This window comes from Nonomuraea sp. NPDC049637, assembly GCF_040675235.1.
In the GTDB taxonomy this organism is placed as follows: domain Bacteria; phylum Actinomycetota; class Actinomycetes; order Streptosporangiales; family Streptosporangiaceae; genus Nonomuraea.
Map to the genome: position 1 here is coordinate 1 of NZ_JBFAOM010000047.1, position 18279 is coordinate 18279.

Annotated in this window: 15 protein-coding genes and 5 tRNA genes; 10 read left to right on the plus strand and 10 right to left on the minus strand. The window is 72.3% G+C overall.

The window, feature by feature from the left end:
• Positions 1-98: 98 nt before the first annotated feature.
• Positions 99-932, minus strand: coding sequence for a LysR family transcriptional regulator (locus tag AB0J71_RS40680; RefSeq protein WP_364419452.1), 834 nt, complete (start codon positions 930-932; stop codon positions 99-101).
• 74 nt (positions 933-1006) lie between these two features.
• On the opposite strand from AB0J71_RS40680, the gene AB0J71_RS40685 reads away from it, so the two are divergent.
• Positions 1007-1375: a PH domain-containing protein gene (locus AB0J71_RS40685; RefSeq protein WP_352329854.1), complete on the plus strand. Its 369-nt coding sequence runs from the start codon at positions 1007-1009 to the stop codon at positions 1373-1375.
• 66 nt (positions 1376-1441) lie between these two features.
• A complete protein-coding gene (locus AB0J71_RS40690) occupies positions 1442-2593 on the plus strand; it encodes a hypothetical protein (RefSeq protein WP_364419454.1) in 1152 nt (383 codons plus the stop codon).
• 14 nt (positions 2594-2607) lie between these two features.
• On the opposite strand, the gene AB0J71_RS40695 is transcribed toward AB0J71_RS40690, so the two are convergent.
• Together AB0J71_RS40695 and glgA are read right to left on the minus strand one after the other, a co-directional pair.
• Positions 2608-2976: a hypothetical protein gene (locus tag AB0J71_RS40695; protein ID WP_352329858.1), complete on the minus strand. Its 369-nt coding sequence runs from the start codon at positions 2974-2976 to the stop codon at positions 2608-2610.
• A gap of 5 nt (positions 2977-2981) precedes the next feature.
• Positions 2982-4157 carry a glycogen synthase gene (gene glgA, locus AB0J71_RS40700; protein ID WP_364419456.1) on the minus strand — a complete coding sequence of 392 codons (1176 nt, stop codon included), beginning with the start codon at positions 4155-4157 and terminating at the stop codon, positions 2982-2984.
• A 235-nt stretch (positions 4158-4392) separates the two neighbouring features.
• On the opposite strand from glgA, the gene glgC reads away from it, so the two are divergent.
• A complete protein-coding gene (gene glgC / locus AB0J71_RS40705; protein ID WP_352329862.1) occupies positions 4393-5628 on the plus strand; it encodes a glucose-1-phosphate adenylyltransferase in 1236 nt (411 codons plus the stop codon).
• A gap of 218 nt (positions 5629-5846) precedes the next feature.
• Here the strand turns inward: glgC and AB0J71_RS40710 are convergent, their stop codons facing one another.
• Positions 5847-6146, minus strand: a complete 300-nt coding sequence (locus AB0J71_RS40710) for a hypothetical protein (RefSeq protein WP_352331161.1) — start codon at positions 6144-6146, stop codon at positions 5847-5849.
• A gap of 292 nt (positions 6147-6438) precedes the next feature.
• On the opposite strand from AB0J71_RS40710, the gene AB0J71_RS40715 reads away from it, so the two are divergent.
• Positions 6439-7779, plus strand: coding sequence for an amidase (locus AB0J71_RS40715; RefSeq protein WP_364419458.1), 1341 nt, complete (start codon positions 6439-6441; stop codon positions 7777-7779).
• 129 nt (positions 7780-7908) lie between these two features.
• Here the strand turns inward: AB0J71_RS40715 and AB0J71_RS40720 are convergent.
• The 6 genes from AB0J71_RS40720 to AB0J71_RS40745 all read right to left on the minus strand — a co-directional run bounded on the left by AB0J71_RS40720 (position 7909) and on the right by AB0J71_RS40745 (position 13399).
• A tRNA-Pro gene (locus AB0J71_RS40720) sits at positions 7909-7984 on the minus strand.
• Between the two features lie 222 nt (positions 7985-8206).
• Positions 8207-9295, minus strand: coding sequence for a mechanosensitive ion channel domain-containing protein (locus tag AB0J71_RS40725; RefSeq protein ID WP_352328432.1), 1089 nt, complete (start codon positions 9293-9295; stop codon positions 8207-8209).
• Between the two features lie 87 nt (positions 9296-9382).
• Positions 9383-10333, minus strand: a complete 951-nt coding sequence (locus tag AB0J71_RS40730) for a tripartite tricarboxylate transporter substrate-binding protein (RefSeq protein ID WP_352328431.1) — start codon at positions 10331-10333, stop codon at positions 9383-9385.
• Positions 10334-10442: 109 nt separating this feature from the next.
• A complete protein-coding gene (locus tag AB0J71_RS40735; protein ID WP_364419460.1) occupies positions 10443-11252 on the minus strand; it encodes an SAM-dependent methyltransferase in 810 nt (269 codons plus the stop codon).
• 25 nt (positions 11253-11277) lie between these two features.
• A complete protein-coding gene (gene glmS / locus AB0J71_RS40740) occupies positions 11278-13098 on the minus strand; it encodes a glutamine--fructose-6-phosphate transaminase (isomerizing) (protein WP_352328429.1) in 1821 nt (606 codons plus the stop codon).
• Between the two features lie 13 nt (positions 13099-13111).
• Positions 13112-13399 (minus strand): hypothetical protein, encoded by a 288-nt coding sequence (locus tag AB0J71_RS40745; protein ID WP_352328428.1) that lies wholly within the window; start codon positions 13397-13399, stop codon positions 13112-13114.
• Between the two features lie 202 nt (positions 13400-13601).
• Here AB0J71_RS40745 and AB0J71_RS40750 point away from each other — a divergent pair, with 202 nt between their 5' ends.
• From AB0J71_RS40750 to AB0J71_RS40775, 6 genes are all read left to right on the plus strand, one after another.
• The gene (locus tag AB0J71_RS40750) at positions 13602-15701 is read left to right on the plus strand and encodes a peptidoglycan recognition family protein (RefSeq protein ID WP_364419462.1); all 2100 of its coding nucleotides are present in this window, start codon (positions 13602-13604) and stop codon (positions 15699-15701) included.
• A 90-nt stretch (positions 15702-15791) separates the two neighbouring features.
• Positions 15792-15863 (plus strand) — tRNA-Gly (locus AB0J71_RS40755).
• Between the two features lie 15 nt (positions 15864-15878).
• A tRNA-Cys gene (locus tag AB0J71_RS40760) sits at positions 15879-15949 on the plus strand.
• A gap of 48 nt (positions 15950-15997) precedes the next feature.
• Positions 15998-16069, plus strand: a tRNA-Gly gene (locus AB0J71_RS40765).
• 19 nt (positions 16070-16088) lie between these two features.
• Positions 16089-16160 (plus strand) — tRNA-Val (locus AB0J71_RS40770).
• A gap of 644 nt (positions 16161-16804) precedes the next feature.
• A complete protein-coding gene (locus AB0J71_RS40775; protein WP_364419464.1) occupies positions 16805-18046 on the plus strand; it encodes a serine hydrolase domain-containing protein in 1242 nt (413 codons plus the stop codon).
• Positions 18047-18279: the final 233 nt, after the last annotated feature.

The following is an 18279-nucleotide window of genomic DNA, read 5'->3' on the forward strand; positions in this document are numbered from 1 at the left end:
ATCCAGCCCCGTGACCCACTCCTGAAGATCAGCAGTGGTTAAGTCATCTGGCATGCCTCCACGTTACAGATCACAAAACCTCGCTGCAGTACTAGGCGTCAGTCCTCCAAGGGCACCAGGGCCTCGTCGGCCTCGGGGAGCCAGGAGCCCGGCGGGCGGCGCAGCCAGTGGCGGGCCCGTCCCAGCTCGGCGACGGCGGCCAGGAGCGCGGCGAGGCCCGGGTGCCGCAGGCCCTTGGGATGCACCAGGTTCTGCAGGCCGAGCGGCACGGGCTCGGCCAGCGGCCTGTTCACCGCGCCCGGGATCCCGCCGATCCCCACACTGGCCAGCACCGGCTCGCGATGGCGGCGCAGGTAGTGCCCCATCTCCGCGGCCCCCTCGGGCGCGGCGTGCGGCCGGGCCAGCCGCAGCCCGAACGCCTCGGCCAGCCGCTCCCCCAGGTCGCTCCACTCCCGCGTGCCGGCGTTCCCGGCCATGACGTCCAGCGGGAAGGCGGCCAGCGCGCCGAGCGGCACGGCGTCCAGCTCCGCCAGCGGGTGGTCCCGCGGCAGGAGCACGGCCAGGGGCTGCAGGCGCACCGGGACCTGGGCCAGCCGGGCGCGCACGTCCGCGGGCAGCCCGGCGAAGCGGCCGAACGACACGTCGAGCCGTCCGTCCAGCATCGCCGCCGCGCCCGCGGCCAGGCCGCCGTGGAAGCGGGCCAGCATCTCGGCGCCGGGGGCCAGTTCCCGGGCTCTGACCAGCGGCTCGGGCAGGTCGGGGCCCTGCATGGTGACGTCCACGAGCAGCGGGCGACCGGCGCCGGCCACGTCGGCGACGACCTCGTCGTGCAGCGCCAGCAGCCGCCGTGCCCCGCTCCGGCCCAGGTCCGCGCGCTGTTCGGGCTGCCGCAGCCGCCCGGCGCGTGCGGCTGCCTGCTCGACCTCCCGCACGACCCTTCCGCCCACCCGCCGGGGCCCTGAGCCCGGGGCGGAACGCGGGAGCCCGTCCCGTTCGTTGGCCGGGCATGGCTGACATCCCCTACGACCGTAAAGAGCAGTTCAAGCAGATCGAGAGCGGCCTGCTCCCCGGCGAGCAGATCATCGCCGTCTACGACGCGATCGGGGCGGGCACCGGGTTCCTGGGGCTCACCGACCGGCGGGTGATCGTGCAGGACAAGTCGTTCGTGGGCAAGCGGATCGCGATCACCAGCATCCCCTACTCCAAGATCTCGGCGGTGAGCGTCGTCAGCAACAAGTCGCTGGCCGGCGGGTTCTTCTCCTCGGGCGCCATCGCCATCCACGTCGGCACGCACACCTACGAGGTGGACTTCCGCGGCGACAACAAGGCCCACCACGTGCACAACGTCATCCTCCACTACATTTCGCAGGGCTGATCGGCGTCACGCGTGGTCTCCTGGGCAGGGTGAGCGTATTCTGCCGATGATCACGAAGGGGGCGAGGTGCGGCGTTCCGTACGTGCCCGCGTGGCCGGTCTCGGCGTGCTGCTGACGCTTCCGGCCTGCGCCGGGCCTCCCGGGCGGGACGTCCCGTCCGCTCCGGCGGTGAGTCTCACGGTCCAGGCCCGCTGCCCCCGGCCCGGCGGCGACGACCTGCGCGCCGAGCCCGTACGGTCCCCGTGGCGGACGGTCCCGGCGGGCGACGGGCACGGCACGCTCGACCGGCTCGCGGTCGCCCCCGACGGGGCGGTGTGGGCGGTGCGTTCCGTCCAGCGCGAGACGTCCGCCGGGATGGAGACGACGTCCGGCGGGCTGGGCCGGTGGGACGGCGCGCGCTGGCGCACGTACGCGCTGCCGTCCCGGATGACGGTCACCGCGGTCGGGGCGGTCTCGGGCGAGCGGGCGTGGGCGTTCGGGACCGGCGACGACGAACGTCCCGGCCTGGTCGCCGCCGTCGCGGACGGCGACGTGAGCGCCGCCACGCCGCTCAAGGAGGGCTCATCGGCCATCGGCCTGCACGGCACCGCGGCGAGCGGCCCGTGGGCCGTGTCCGGGCGCGACGCGCTGCGCTGGGACGGCTCGGCCTGGCGCGCGTACCGGCTGCCCGCCCCGGCGCGGGCTCTCGGCGGCGAGGGCGCGGACGTGTGGACGGTCGGCCAGACCGCGCACGACCCCGCCGCCCGCTGGAACGGCGTCGCGTGGCAGGCGGTGCACCTGCCCGAGCCGGGCGCGCCCGACGGCGCGCGGTCGGCCCGCACGGAGCTCGGCGACGTGGCCGTGCTCGGGCCGGACGACGTGTGGGTGGTCGGCGGGGTCTCCTGGTTCCCGCCCGACGAGTACGACGAGCAGGGCGAGCCCCTGGAACGCCGCCGCCCGCTGGCGCTGCACTGGGACGGATCGGCCTGGCGGTGCCGCTGGGGCCCGGAGGGCGCGGCCTTCACCGAGGCCGAGCCCGACGGCCGGGCGGGCCTGTGGGTGCTCGACTCGACCCGCTCCCGGCTGCACCACTACGCGGCCGGCCGCTGGACGACGACGACCGTGCGCGGCACGGTCACCGCCCTGGCCCGCCGCCCCGGCACGACCGAGGTGTACGCGGCGGGCTGGACCGGCCCCGAGGGCGACCTGACCAGGCCCGCCCTCTGGCTCACCCGCTGACCCGCCGCCACCCCCTACATGCAGGTGAAGCCGTTGGGGGCGGCCCGGCAGAAGTCGCGCAGGTCGCGCAGCCAGGAGGCGGTCGCCGAGTAGTTGAGCGCCAGGTCGTCGCGGTGGAGGCGGTGGTCGTCGGGCTCCTCGGTCACCTCGCCGTCGAGCCGGACCCGCCCGTGCTCGGGCAGGCCGTCGAGGTAGTCGTCGAGGAAGGCCGCGATGCGGCTCGCGTCGGCGCCGGTGAGCGTCATGCGGCCGTTGAAGCCGAGCAGGCACGCGGTCTCGGGGTCGAGCACCCGCGCCTCCTCCAGCAGGGACAGGGTCGGACGCCAGTTCCAGGCGTTGACGCTCAGGCAGCCGCCCTCGGGGGTCTCCAGATCCCAGCCCAAGACGTTCAGTCCCGGCGCAGCGAGGCGTAGAGGTCGAGAGTGCGCCGGGCGATGCGCTCCCAGGAGAAGTGCTCGACGGCCCTGGCCCGCCCGGCGCGGCCCATCTCGGCGGCCCGCGCCGGGTCGGCCAGCAGCGCGTTGACCCGCTCGGCCAGGTCGGCGGCGAACGCCTCGGGGTCGTGCGGGGTGCCGTCGGGGCCCTGGTCGATCGGCACCAGCAGGCCCGTCTCGCCGTCGGCGACGACCTCGGGGATGCCGCCGGTCGCGGTGGCCACCACCGGCGTCTCGCAGGCCATGGCCTCCAGGTTGACGATGCCCATCGGCTCGTAGACCGACGGGCAGACGAAGACCGAGGCGTGCGTGAGGAGCTGGATGACCTCCGGCTTGGGCAGCATCTCCGAGATCCACAGCACGCCGTCGCGGTCGAGGCCGCGCACCAGCCCGGTCACCTCGGCGGCGATCTCCGGCGTGTCCGGCGCGCCCGCGCACAGGACGAGCTGGGCCGCCGGGTCGAACGAGCGGGCGGCGTGCAGGAGGTGCACCAGGCCCTTCTGCCGGGTGATGCGGCCGACGAAGATCGCGTAGGGCCGGTCGGGGTCGACGCCGTGCTTCTTCAGCACGTCGAGGCCGGGGTCGGGGGCGTACTGGGCGGTGTCGATGCCGTTGTGGATGACGATGACCCGGCCGGGCGGGATCTCGGGGTAGGCGGCCAGCACGTCGCGGCGCATGCCCTCGCTGACCGCGATCACCGCGTCGGCGGCGGCCAGGGCGGTGCGCTCGGCCCACGACGAGACCGTGTAGCCGCCGCCGAGCTGCTCGGCCTTCCACGGGCGCAGCGGCTCCAGGCTGTGGGTGGTGACGACGTGCGGCACGCCGTGGAGCATCTTGGCGACATGCCCGGCGAAGTTGGCGTACCAGGTATGGGAGTGGACGACGTCCGCGCCCTCGCAGGCGGCGGCCATCTCCAGGTCGACGCCGAGCACCTGGAGGGCGGCGTTGGCCCGCTCCAGGCCGCCGGGCACCCGGTAGGCCGACACGCCGGGCTCCTCGCGATCGGCTCCGAAGCAGCGCACCCGGACGTCGGCCAGCTTGCGCAGCTCCCTGGCCAGGTACTCCATGTGCACCCCGGCGCCGCCGTAGACGTCCGGCGGGTACTCCCTGCTGAGCAGATCAACACGCATGCCCACGACCTTACGACGCGCCGGGCCCGCCACCCGCCAGCGAGCGGCATGTTTTGCGCCGACCATCAACTCCGGCACCGCACTTGTGAACCGTCGCAAGCATAGGGAACACATCGATACAGCCCAATGTCGGTAAGTCCGGCCCCTGCTCAACGCGGATAAGTCAGGACACGGCGGCACAGCACAGTGCGCGGTTTCGTCGATAGATCGGCCATTTACGGGTAGCGTCCTGGACATGAGGTCCCGGAGGGTGCTTGCGGTTGTGCTGGCAGGTGGAGAGGGCAAGAGGCTCATGCCGCTCACGGCGGATCGGGCCAAACCGGCGGTGCCGTTCGGGGGGATGTATCGGCTGATCGACTTCGTGCTGTCGAACCTCGCGAACGGCGGCTTCCTGAAGATCGTGGTGTTGACCCAGTACAAGAACCACAGCCTCGACAGGCACGTCTCCCGTACCTGGCGGCTGTCGGCGATGCTGGGCAACTACGTCACGCCCGTGCCCGCCCAGCAGCGGCTCGGGCCGCGCTGGTTCTCCGGTTCTGCGGACGCGCTGTTCCAGAACCTGAACCTGATCTATGACGAGATGCCCGAGCACGTGATCGTGTTCGGCGCCGACCACATCTACCGCATGGATCCGCGGCAGATGGTCGAGCAGCACGAGGACTCGGGCGCGGACGTGACGGTGGCGGCGATCCGCCAGCCGCTGTCGCTGGCCGACCAGTTCGGCGTGATCGAGACCGATCCCGAGGGCCGCCGCATCGTGGCCTTCAGGGAGAAGCCGAAGGACGCCGTGGGCCTGGCCGACTCCCCCGACGAGGTCTACGCCTCGATGGGCAACTACGTCTTCAAGACCCAGGCCATGATCGACGCGCTGCGCGAGGACGCGCTCGACCCGACCAGCAAGCACGACCTGGGCGGCAACATCATCCCGATGCTGGTCAAGTCCGGCGGCGCGGACGTCTACGACTTCAAGAACAACATCGTGCCCGGCTCCAGCGAGCGCGACCGCGGCTACTGGCGCGACGTGGGCACCCTCGACGCCTACTACGAGGCCCACATGGACCTCATCTCCGCCCACCCGATCTTCAACCTGTACAACGACAAGTGGCCGATCTTCACCGGGCACGACCCGCTGCCCCCGGCCAAGTTCGTGCACAATGACGGCGACCGGGTGGGCCGGGCGATCGACTCCCTGGTCTCCCCCGGCGTGATCGTCTCGGGCGGCATGGCGATGCGCTCGATCCTGTCGCCGAAGGTCGTGCTCCACTCGCACTCGCTGGTGGAGGACTCCGTGCTGATGGAGAACGTCAAGGTGGGCCGGGGCGCGATCGTGCGCAAGGCGATCATCGACAAGAACGTGGTGATCCCCGACGGCGCGCGCATCGGCTTCGACCTCGACTACGACCGCACCCGCTTCGCGCTGACCCGCGGCGGGGTCGTGGTCATCGGCAAGAACGAGATCGTCGACCGTTAGGGCGCGGGCGGGCCGGTCCCCGCCCGGGGCCGGCCGGGTACCGGGCGGCGGCGGTCCGGATCAGCCCCGGCCGCGCGCGAGTGTGCTCATCGCGTGGGTGGACGGGGTCCGGGCCCCGGCCGGTCGGCGGGGGCGTGGCAGCGCCGGGCGCCGCGGGGCGCCCGGCAACGCAGGATCCCGGGCCGCGCACGGCGCGGCCCGGGTCAGGAGATGCGACCTCAGATGCCGGCGCCCACGCCCAGGCCGTACGCCCAGCCGCCCGGCCAGTAGCCGCGGCCCGGCCAGTAGCCCCAGTTGTAGCCGTCGTGGGGACGCCCGTAGTAGTCCCTGTGGTGCTCGCAGGCGTCGGCGTCACGGTGTCCGGCGGACACGCCCCACGGCGTGATGCGCAGCGCGGTCGAGTCGTCGGACGTGCTCAGGTCGCACTTCTCGTGGTGGACGTTGGCGTTGGCCGCCCCCGCCATGCCGAACAGCGCGGCGACGGCGAAGCCGCCGGCCACGATGAGCTTGGCTTTCATGATTCCCCCTGGATCACGAAGTGACATCGCTGATCACTGTACGTAATCACCTCCGTACCGCCGTGTAACGCCACGCCAGGAAAGGACTCGGCGCTTTCCGGTGCCACCCCGGCGAAGTCCGGCCTTCTCCGGCCACTCCGGAAGTCCCGCCGCGGCGCCAGAACCCGGCTTTCTCCGGCGGAAGCCCCGCCGCGCCCCCTGGAAGGCCCGTCGGCGGGCCGGGACGCGTAGTGTGCTCCGCACGCCCGTCCGTTCGCGGCGGGGTCGCCGTGAACCGTCCGGAGAGGACCTCATGCCGCCCACACCGCCCGGCCCCTTCACCGGCCGCTCCGTCACCGACCTGGCCCGTGACCTGCGCGCCGGCCGGACCACCGCCGCCGAGCTGGCCAGGCTGGCGCTCGACGCGGCCGTCACCCTGGACCCCGCGCTCGGCGCCTTCGTCACCGTGGACCCGGTGGGCGCGGCGGCCGCCGCCCGGCGTGCGGACCAGGAGCTGGCCGCGGGCGCCGACCGCGGCCCGCTGCACGGCGTGCCGGTCGCCGTGAAGGACCTCATCGACGTCGCGGGGCTGCCCTGCACGATGGGGTCGCGGCACTTCGCCGGCCACGTCGCCGAGTCCGACGCCGCCTGCGTGACGCTGCTGCGCCAGGCCGGGGCGGTGATCGTCGGCAAGACCACGACCCACGAGTTCGCCTACGGCCCCACCGGCGACCGCTCGGCCAACGGCCCCTCGCGCAACCCGCGCGACCCCGGGCGCATGTCCGGCGGGTCGAGCGGCGGCAGCGCGGCGGCCGTGGCGGCGGGCATGGTGCCGCTGGCGATCGGCACCGACACGGGCGGGTCGGTGCGCATCCCGGCCGCCCTGTGCGGGATCGCCGGGTTCAAGCCCGCCTACGACGCGATCCCGGCCGCCGGGGTGTTCCCCCTGTCCCGGACGTTCGACCACGTCGGCGTGCTGGCCGCCGGCCCGCTGGACTGCCTGATCGCCTACCGCCAGCTCGCGACCGGCGGGCCGCCGCCCGCCCGTGACGGTGCCGGTGAGGCGGCGGCGGTGCGGGTGGGGTGGCTCGACCCCGCCGTCCTGTCGCCCTGCGATCCGCGCGTCGTGGAGGTGGCGCGGGCGGCGGCGGGCGCGGGACCGGCGGAGGTCCGGCTGCCCGGGGAGCTGGCCGAGGCGCTGCGGGAGACGTACGCGACGGTGCAGGGCGCGGAGGCGTCCGCCGTGCACGCCGACCGGATGGCCAGGGCGCCCGAGCTGTTCGACCCCGAGGTGCTCGACCGGCTGCGCGCGGCCATGGACCTGCCCGCCTGGGCCTACGTCAAGGCCCTGGACGAGCGGCCCGCGCTGGCCGCCGCGGCGGAGTCGCTGTTCGACGACCATGACGTGCTGGCGCTGCCGGCCGTGCCGCTCGTCGCGCCGCCGCTGGAGCAGCGCCAGACCGAGCTGGACGGGCGGGCCGTCGCCGTCCGGGCCGCGCTGCTGGCCCTGACCAGCCCGTGGAACGTGCTCGGCCTGCCCGCGCTGACCGTGCCGGCCGGCTCGGTGGACGGGCTGCCGGTCGGGTTGCAGCTCGTCTGCCGGCCCGGCCGGGAGGAGCTGCTGTTCCGGGTGGCCAGCTCACTGGCCGGCTGAGGAGAAGGGTGGGCCCCGGGCCGGCCCGGCGCAGGCCGGACCCGGGGGCGGGGGCTCGTGTCCGGCCGGGGGGCGCCATTCCCGTCGGCCAGGCCGAAGCCCACGGCCCTTTTCTTTCAGGGCCGTACGTCCGAGTGGCAGGATTCGAACCTGCGGTGCTCCTGCTCCCAAGGCAGGCGGGCTGACCAAACTGCCCCACACTCGGCCATGAAATCAACGAAGCCGCCCCGGCGGAGGCCCGGGACGGCTTTCCTGGTCGATTCTCCGCGGAATCACCGGAAAAGCCTTGGCCGCAGCTCAGGCCGGTTGCCGGACGGCCTGGAGTGCCGAGGTCCGCGCATGGCCGCCGCCTTTCTCGTGGTTTCGTCGAATGTCGCTCCGGAACGAGATCAACGGTAGACCGGGGGCCGCCGGAAATGCCACGTATTTATCGCCGGTCGCGGTCCTGGTCGTTGGTCCAGGCCACCCCGGCGCGCGTTTCCGGGGCCTCGACGCGGAACCGGGGAAGGGCGTCCGGGTAGTTGTCGCGGACGAAATTGACGAGGAATTCGCGGACGTCGCACTTGAGGTCCCAGGAGGAGGGCGAGTCGGCGGCGCTCATCAGGGCGCGCAGCTCGACCAGGCCGTTGGGCAGCACGTCGGTGACCTGGAGCGTCCAGTCCTTCTGGTCCCACAGCGGGTTGCCCTGGAGGAACTCGTACAGGGCCTCGCGCAGTTTGGGCACCGGCACCGCCCAGTCGACCCGCAGGAACACCACGGCGAGCACCCGGCTGCCGTGCCTGGTCCAGTTCTCGAACGGGTTCTGGGTGAAGTAGGAGACGGGCAGCACCAGCCGCCGCTCGTCCCACAGGCGCAGCACCACGTACGTGAGCGTGAGCTCCTCGATCCTGCCCCACTCCTCCTCCACCACGACCACGTCGTCCAGCCGCAGCGCGTCGCTGAAGGCCAGTTGCAGCCCGGCCAGCATGTTGCCGATGGTCGGCTGGGCCGCGATGCCGACGATGGCGCCGGCGATGCCGGCCGAGGCCAGCAGCCCGGCGCCGAGCGCCCGCACCTGCGGGAAGGAGAACAGCATGGCCCCGAGCGCGATGACGATGATGACCGCGGCGGCGATGCGGCGCACCAGCGCGATCTGCGTCCTGATCCGCCGCGCCCGGCGGTTGCGCTCGCCCTCGACGAGCACCAGCCGGTCGAGCACGACGTCCGTCAGCGCGTACGTGGCCTGGATGATCAGCCAGGTCACCGTGCCGATGGTGGCCAGGCCGATGACCCGGTCCACCGACTGGGCCAGGCCGCGCTCGTCGGCGGTGTCGCCGAAGATGCCGGGGGCGAAGACCAGGTTGCAGGCCACCGTGGCGGCCACGCAGAACGCCGGCCAGGTGCAGTGCTCGACCAGGTGGCGGGCCAGCGCCCATTTTCGTCCGACCCGGATCAGCACCCGGCGGACCACCTCCACCAGGAGCACCGCTCCGATCACCGAGATGACGAGGATCGGCCAGGCTGCCGGCGACTGCACGTTTCGCGCCCCCTATGTCGTAGAACGTCGCTTCAAGGTCACATTGCCCTCAAGCGCCACTCCATACGCACGGACACGCCGTTTCGGCTAGTGGCCGTTGCCGCAACTGCCCCAGCACGTCGTGGCTCTGGTGCTGGCCAGCAGCCCGAGATCGCGCAGCACGGCCTGGGTGCGCTCGACCTCGGAGGTCAGCCAGAGCCGGAAGTCGTCCCCGCTGAGGGGGATCGAGATCCACCCCGCCCTCCGGCACGCCCGCCGCCACGAGGCCGAGGAGGTCACCTCGTCGCACATGCGCACGGCCGACTCCCTGCTGTCCTCCGGCATGTTCTCGGGCCCGACGGCCGCGGCCCAGTCCGCGAAGTCCACCCGGACGCCCGACTCCAGCAGGGTCGGCACGTCGAGCCCCGGCACCCGGCGGGCGCAGGAGACGGCCAGGGCCCTGACCCGGCCGCCGCCGATGGCCGCGCGCCAGTCGCCGAGCAGGCCGGCCGCGGCCGCCGCCTTGCCGCCGAGCAGCGCCGAGACGGCTTCGTGGCTGCTGGGGTAGCCGGTGTAGTCCATCTGCCTGGTGTCGGCCCCGAGCCCCTTGGCGATCAGGCCGAACAGCAGGTGGTCGGGCTCGCCCTGCGGCCCGCCGGCCAGCATCGTCCCGCTCGGGTCGGCCCGCAGGTGGGCGCCGAAGTCGTCGAAGTCGGCGAAGCGGGAGTTGGCGGGCACGACGACGACCTCGACGTCGCCGGTGAGCCTGGACAGCGGGGTCGAGGTGTCGAGCAGCGTCTGCCCGTTGTTCAGCTCGGAGGCCGCCAGCGCGGGCAGGCCGGTCACGGTGATCCGCGTGCCGGTGGGCGACGCGCCGACGCCCGAGGCGCGCGCCGCGGCGGCGAACGCCTCGCCGACCCGGGCCCAGCGGTCGCCGCCCGCGACGATCGAGAACCGCCCCCTCGCGCCGGCCGGGCCGCCGGCGACGTGTTCCGTCCCGCATCCGGCCGCGCACGCCGCCGCGCCCAGGGTCCATGCCAAGAACCGCCGACGGCGCATCCGCCCTCCCCCGACCTTCGCGAGTACCGCCATTACCTGAAGTTATTGACAGTTCACTCGCTGTTACACATCGGGATACGGTTAACCGAAATTTCGGCCTATACCGGAGTCAGTCCTGCTTCGTGGCCACCCCGGCCATCAGGGACGACGGCAGCGACCAGTCGCCCACCAGCTTGGGCCGGTCCGGCCGCCAGTCCACGGCCTGCACCAGTCCGGGCGGGTCGAGCACGAAGCCGCCGAAGAACGCGCGGATCTCGGCCGGGCTGCGGTCGGCCCCGCCCGAGCCGGACGAGCCGCGCCGTTCCCTGCGCGGGCTCTCCTCCTCCGACAGGCGTCCCATCGAGGTGGCGTGGGAGATCACCAGACGGCTGCCGGGCGCGACCGCCTCGCGCAGCGCCGCCACCGCGCCCTGCGGATCGGCCGCGTCGGGCAGGAAGTGCAGGATCGACACCAGCACGATCGCGACCGGCCGCGACAGGTCCAGGAACCGGCCCGCGCGGGCCAGCACCTCCTCGTGGTCGAGCAGGTCGGCTTCCAGGAAGGCGGCCCGGTCCGTGCCGGCGAGCAGGGCCCTGGCGTGCGCGGCGACGACCGGGTCGTCGTCGACGTAGACGACCCTGGCCGACGGCGCGACCTCGTGCACGCTGCCCTGCGTCGGCAGCCCGCTGCCCAGGTCGATGAACTGGGTGATCCCCGCGGCGGCGACGTAGCGCACGGCACGCTGGAGGAAGGCCCGGTTCGCGCGGGCCAGCGGGACCGCCTCCGGGACCAGCTCGGCGAGCTGGTCGATCGCCAGGCGGTCGACCGCGAAGTTGTCCGTCCCGCCGAGCATGTAGTCGTACATGCGTGCGAGATTCGGAGTGTGGGGGTCGAACTGCCGCACAGTAATGAATTTATGTGGTACGCAGCCAGATAACACTACCCTGCGAGGATTGTGGCGGAATTTATTCCACAGTCACGCTCTTGGCGAGATTGCGAGGCTTGTCCACGTCCCTGCCGAGGGCGACCGCCGCGTGGTAGGCCAGCAGCTGGAGCGGGATCGTCAGCAGCAGCGGGTCGAGCTCGATCTCGTTCTTCGGGATCACGATCACGTCGTCGGCCAGCTTGGCGTCGGGCTCGCGGTGACCGACCATGAGCACCTGGCCGCCGCGGGCGCGGATCTCGCCGAGCGTGGTGAGGTTCTTGTCGAGCAGCTCGTCGTCGGGGACGATCGCGACCGTCGGCATGTCCGGGCCGATCAGCGCGAGCGGGCCGTGCTTGAGCTCGCTGGCCGGGTACGCCTCGGCGTGCACGTACGAGATCTCCTTGAGCTTCTGCGCGCCCTCGCGGGCCACCGGGTAGCCCCTGACCCGGCCGACGAACATCATGCTCGGGTGCTTGGCGTACTTCTGCGCCAGCTCGGCGATCTTGTCGCCCTGGGCGAGGATCTCCTCGATCTGGCCGGGCAGCCGGCGCAGGCCCTCCACGATGCGCCGCCCGTCGGCCGGCGACAGGTCGCGCACCCGGCCCAGGTGCAGCGCCAGCAGCGCGAAGGCGACCGAGGTCGAGGTGAACGCCTTGGTCGAGGCGACCGACACCTCGGGCCCGGCGTGCAGGTAGATGCCGCCGTCGACCTCGCGGGCGATGGCGCTGCCCACGGCGTTGACGATGCCGATCACCCGGCCGCCCTTGCGCTTGAGCTCCTGGACGGCGGCCAGCGTGTCGTAGGTCTCGCCCGACTGGCTGATCGCGACGTAGAGGGTGTCGGGGTCCACGACGGGGTTGCGGTAGCGGAACTCGCTGGCCGGCTCGGCGTCGGCTGGGATGCGCGCCAGCTCCTCGATGAGCTGCGCGCCGATCTGCCCCGAGTAGTACGCCGACCCGCAGCCGATGATCTTCACCCGGCGGAACGAGCGCGTCTCGCGGGCGTCCATGTTCAGGCCGCCGAGGTGGGCGACGTGGAAGCGCTCGTCGAGGCGGCCGCTCATCGTGCGGGTCATCGTCTCGGGCTGCTCGGAGATCTCCTTGAGCAGGTAGTGCTCGTAGCCGCCGGTGTCGTAGTGGCCGGCGTCCCAGTCGACGGTCAGCGGCTCCTTGGCGGTCTCGCGGGCGTCGCTGGCGAAGGTGTGGAAGCCGTCGGCCTTGAGCACGGCCAGCTCGCCGTCCTCCAGGTGCACGACCTGGCGGGTGTAGCGGACCAGGGCGGCGACGTCGGAGGCGGCGAACATCTCCTTCTCGCCGATGCCGAGCACGATCGGGCTGCCGTTGCGCGCCACGACCACCTCGCCCGGCCGCTCGGCGTCGATCACCGCGATGCCGTACGTGCCGACGATGGTCTTGAGCGTCTTCCTGACCGCCTCCTCCAGGGAGTCGTTCTCGTCGGCGGCGCGGGCGATCAGGTGGGCCAGGACCTCGGTGTCGGTCTCGGACAGGAACTTCACGCCGTCGGCCTCAAGCTTGGCGCGCAGCTCGCCGGCGTTCTCGATGATGCCGTTGTGCACGACCGCGATGCGCTGGTCGGCCGACAGGTGCGGATGGGCGTTCTCGTCGCTGGGCACGCCGTGGGTGGCCCAGCGGGTGTGGCCGATGCCGTGGTTGCCCTTGAACCGCACCGGCACGACCTTGGCCAGGTCGGCGACCCGGCCCTTGACCTTGCGGACCTTGAGTCCCTTGTTCGACACCACGACCCCGGCGGAGTCGTAGCCCCGGTACTCAAGCCGCTGCAGCCCTTCCAGCAGGATGGGCGCCGCGTCCTTGGGGCCCACGTAGGCCACGATTCCGCACATCGAGGTCTCCTCTTTATCCGTAGACGATCCTGCGGAGCTGCCGCAGCGACAGCTCTGGTGCCGCTACCCGGCGTGCGGGTAACTCGGCGGCGATCCGGGGGAAGATCTCGTCGTTGGTCAGGCCGCGGGCCTTGAGTTCGCCGTGACGGCGGCGTACGAACTCCTCGACCGGCTCGGAGAAGTACGACAACACGTCGGCGACCACGCGGGCCGCCTCTCCTGGGTCGAGCGCGCTCGTCCGGGTGAGATGGGCGATGAGGTCTTCGTAGGGATGCCGCGCCGTGGACACAGACGAGGACATTACGCACCTGGAGCGAGACACGCCAACATCCTGCCCGGAATCGGGCAGGATTTAACTTCAGGACGCTTCGCTTCTCCCCCTGCCGATCTCCCGGGCGGCGGGCCAGCGATTCTCATCCGTATCATCCGACCCGTCTGACACATCCCTTTCTGGGAATGGTTACGTTCGGTGATCGAGCAGTGCCGTTCCGTGGGGAGATGTCATGCAGCTTCGGCTTGCCGCCGTCCTGGCCGCCAGCTTGTCCGCCGGGGTGGGCGTCGTCGCCGGCGGCCCGGTCGTTCCGGCCGCGCCCGCCGTCACGGGCGGCGCGGGCGGCGCGGGCGTCCGTGAGCAGGGGCGGCAGGCCGACTTCGCGGCGGCCGCGGCGGAGTTCGGGGTGCCGGTGAGCGTGCTGCTCGGGGTGTCGTACCTGGAGTCCCGGTGGGACGCCAACGGCGGCCGTCCCAGCACGGCGGGCGGATACGGCCCGATGCACCTGGTGGACGTCGTGGCCGCCGAGCAGGCGGGCCCGGCCCCGGAGGGCTTCGCGCCGGGCGACGCCAGAGGCGACGACAGCCGCCCGCTCCCCCGCTCGGCGACGCGGTCGGCGGCGCGGTCGGCGGCGCGGTTGATGGCGGGGGCCGGCACGTCGGCGGGCGTGGTGCCGGAGGCGACGCTTGCCCTGGCCGGGCGGCTGGCCGGGGTCGCGCCGCGGGCGCTGCGCGCGGACCCGCGCGCCAACATCAGGGGCGGCGCCGCCCTGCTCGCCTCCTACCAGCGCCGTCCCAGCCCCGACCCGGCCGACTGGTACGGGGCCGTCGCCCGCTACTCGGGCACGCGCGACCCGCTCGCCGCGCGGTCGTTCGCCGACGAGGTGTTCGCGGTGCTGCGCGAGGGCGTCGCGCGCCGCACGGACGACGGCTTCGACGTGCGGCTGGACGCCGTGCCCGGCCTGCGCCCGCCCGCGGCCCCGGCCAAGAGCGCGACCGGCGACGACTCCGACGAGGACGACGACCCGTTCTTCTTCTCCGACATGGAGCCCGAGGGCGACGACGACTCGGAGTCGGCCGACGAGTCCGACTGGGACGTGCCCGCCCAGGACGAGCAGCCGCTGACCGCCGCCGACTCCGCCGGATCGTCGGCCGAGTGCCCGAGCAGCCTCAGGTGCGAGTGGATGCCGGCCGCGCACGAGAGGTACGGCAGGAAGAAGGACCGCGGCTACGGCAACCACGACCGGGTCGCGGGCCGCCGCCAGGTCGACTACATCGTCATCCACGACACCGAGGGCGGCTACCAGGGCATTCCGTCGATGGTCGGCAACCCGAGGTACGTGAGCTGGCACTACACGGTCCGCTCCCGGGACGGGCACGTCGCCCAGCACGTCCCGACGAACGACATCGCCTGGCACGCCGGCAACTGGGACTTCAACGCCCGCTCGATCGGCATCGAGCACGAGGGCTACCTGGCCAGGGGCTCCTGGTACACCGAGGCGATGTACCGGTCGTCGGCCAGGCTGGTGCGCTACCTCGCCGGCCGGTACGGCATCCCGCTCGACCGCGCCCACATCCTGGGCCACGACAACGTGCCGGGCGCCACGGCCCAGGCGGTCGCCGGCATGCACGAGGACCCCGGCCCCTACTGGGACTGGGCGCACTACTTCGAGCTGATGAACCACCCGATCAAAGGCGACGGGACGGGCTCGTCGGTGATCATCCGGCCGTCCTACGAGGACAACCGGCCGTACTACACCGGCTGCGTCAGCACCAAGCCCGGCCGCCGGTGCCCGGAGCACGGCGCGGCCAGCGTGTGGCTGCACACCCGGCCGAGCGAGAGCGCCCCGCTGGTCACCGACGCCGGCAAGCACCCCGGGAAGCCGAGCACGTACAGCGTCTACGACCACAGCGCGCGCGCCTCGACCGGGCAGCGGTTCGCGGTGGCCGGACGGCAGGGCGACTGGACGGCGATCTGGTACCTGGGGCAGCGGGCCTGGTTCCTCAACCCGTCCTCCGCCCCCACGGCCGTGCCGGCGAAGGGCCCGCTGGTCACGCCGCTGGCCGCGGGCACCAAGGTGTACGGCCGCGCCTACCCGGAACGGTCGGCCTACCACGGGGGCGGGGTCCAGCTGCTGACGCCGCTGCAGTACCGGATCGGGCCGGGGCAGTCGTACTCGCTGGGCGGCACCTTCACCGGCTCCTTCTACTCGGCCGGCGCCTTCAACCCGGCCAGGCACGTGCGGGTCACGGGGTCCGTCCGGTACCACCAGATCCAGCTCGGGCATCGTGTCATGTTCGTCCAGGCCAAGGATGTGCGCGTCATCCGCTGAATTTCGCCCCACGGGGCTCGGGCTGCGCACGGGCACTCCGCGAAGACGATATGGTTTTCCCGTGGCCCCGCGAGTTCGCGGGGGATTCACGCGGAAGTGGCTCAGTGGTAGAGCATCACCTTGCCAAGGTGAGGGTCGCGGGTTCGAATCCCGTCTTCCGCTCGGAGTCATACTCCTGGTGGAGTGGCCGAGAGGCGAGGCAGCGGCCTGCAAAGCCGTCTACACGGGTTCAAATCCCGTCTCCACCTCGGTGGTACAACGGACTCTCCTGGGTCCGGTAAAGTTAAGTGCGCCATGCGGAAGTGGCTCAGTGGTAGAGCATCACCTTGCCAAGGTGAGGGTCGCGGGTTCGAATCCCGTCTTCCGCTCTGAGTGACAACTCAACAAGGACGATTAGCTCAGCGGGAGAGCGCTTCCCTGACACGGAAGAGGTCACTGGTTCAATCCCAGTATCGTCCACTCACGCTCTTCGGAGTCAGGCCGGGTTTCGGTCCGGTCCGGACAGCGGTCAAGCCCCAGCGGACGGCAGATGCCGGACGACTGGGGCTTCTTCGTTTCGACGACCGGGCCGCCGGCCTCCTCCCAGGCACCAAGACCACCCTGCCTTTCCGGGCGAAGCCCGCCCGCGGCTGCGGAAGCCCGTCCCCAGGCCGTCGGACCGCCGGCCCCGGGGACTGTACGGAGTTCGGACCTCCAGGCCGGCCGGCCGCTCGTCCTCGCCCGGCAGGTCACGTCCCCCAGGTCGTCGGTACGAAACCGCCGCGTCACCGTGTTGCCCAGCCGGCGCAGATCCGGCCTCGGGCCGCGCTCGCCCAGCGGTGAGCGCGGCCCGATCAGGGACCGTTCTTCGTCGGCGAGGTCTCCCCCATGTTCGACGGCCTGCCAGGGCCGCCGGCCACAGCCCCAGGCTGTCGCGCGGCCTGCGGCCAGTGCCCTGATGTCGGGAATTCGACGTATCGCGGACGTATCGAAAAGCGCATACGCCACCGCAACAGTCCTCCCTCTTCAGTAGTGCCACCGGCCACATGGTGGTGATCGGCTGCCGACGGCGGGCGCGGTCAGACCTGCAGCGGTCGGTTCGTCGTCAGGAAAGGACCGTGATCATGGACTCTGCAGGTGGCGTCGGCCGGCGGCGGCTGCTCGGGTGGAGCGGGCTCGCGGCGGCCGGCGCGGTGGCGGCCGGCGCGCCGCTGGCAGGCGGGCCGCCCGGCAACCGGCAGCGCCGTCCGGCCGCGACCGGCCCCGGCATCCCGCCGGACACCCGTCCCGGCGGAGCCTACGACCGGTACGTGGCGAAGCTGGCCGCGGACGGCAGGTTCTCCGGCGTGGTGCTGCTGTCGCACCGGGGCCGGACGGTGCTGTCCCGCAGCTACGGCATGGCGGACAAGGAGAAGGGGATCCGCAATCACGAGGGCACCGCGTTCAGCCTCAGTTCGGCGGGCAAGCCGTTCGGCGCGGTGGCCGTCCTGCAGCTGGTGCAGCAGGGCAAGGTGAAGCTGTCGGACACGGTGGGCACCCACCTGACCGGCTACGCCAAGGACGTCGCCGAGCAGGTGACCGTCCATCACCTGCTCTCCGGCACCTCCGGGCTGAGCACCCCGGAGGAGGACCCGCAGCGCATCTTCCGGAGCCGGGAGGAGGTGCACGAGTTCTACGAGCGGTGGGCCCGGAAGGCGAAGCTGGTGGCCGCCCCTGGCACCCCCACCGACCACTCCGGCGCCGACGTCGTCATTCCGGCGCTGATCGTGGAGGCGGTGACCGGCAGGACGTACTGGGACTACGTCGAGGAGAACATCTTCAAACGCTGCGGCATGACCGGCTCGGCGTTCTACACCAGGCGGCAGTGGCTCACCGATGCGCACATCGCGCACCCTCACATGACGCTGGCTGACGGCAGTGTGGTGGACGCCGTCCGCAACCTGGGCAAGAGCAGCTCGAACCGGTCCACGCCGGGCAAGAACCCGGGCCGCGGCTTCATCGACGCCCCAGGGGACGGGGGCTTCGCCACCGCACCGGATCTGGTCCGGTTCGCGCACGCCCTGAGCGAAGGCACGGTGCTGGAACGGCCCTGGGCCGAGGTGCTCACCGCGCCCAGGTCCCCCCACGGGCCGCAGTCGTTCGGGGCCTACCACATGCCGGTCCGCATCGTCAGCGGTCAGTGGGTGCACGGGCGCGCCGGCGCCAACCCCGGTGTCGGCGCCAGCTGGAACATCTACCCGTACACCGGCTGGGTCGGTGTCATCCTCAGCAACACCGACGGCGGGACGCTGCAGGAGCTGACCGGGCGGGAGATACAGGCTGTCACCGGCGGCACGCCTGGCGGGGGCGGGGGCGGGGGCGGCTGAGGTGGTCCGGCGGTCGACACGAGGAGAACGGAGCTCCTGACGTTTCCTGTGGCCACCGCAGCCCGATGCCGGCCGGTCACGGCGCAGGGGACGTCGCCGCCAGGTGATCGACTCCGCGGCCACACCTTTGAGAGGCCCTTCGAGCGAGCGAGGAGTTGGTCATGGATCGCATGGTGGAGATCGCCATTCCGGTCTACAACGAGCAGCATGTGCTGGCGTGCAGCGTGCGCAGA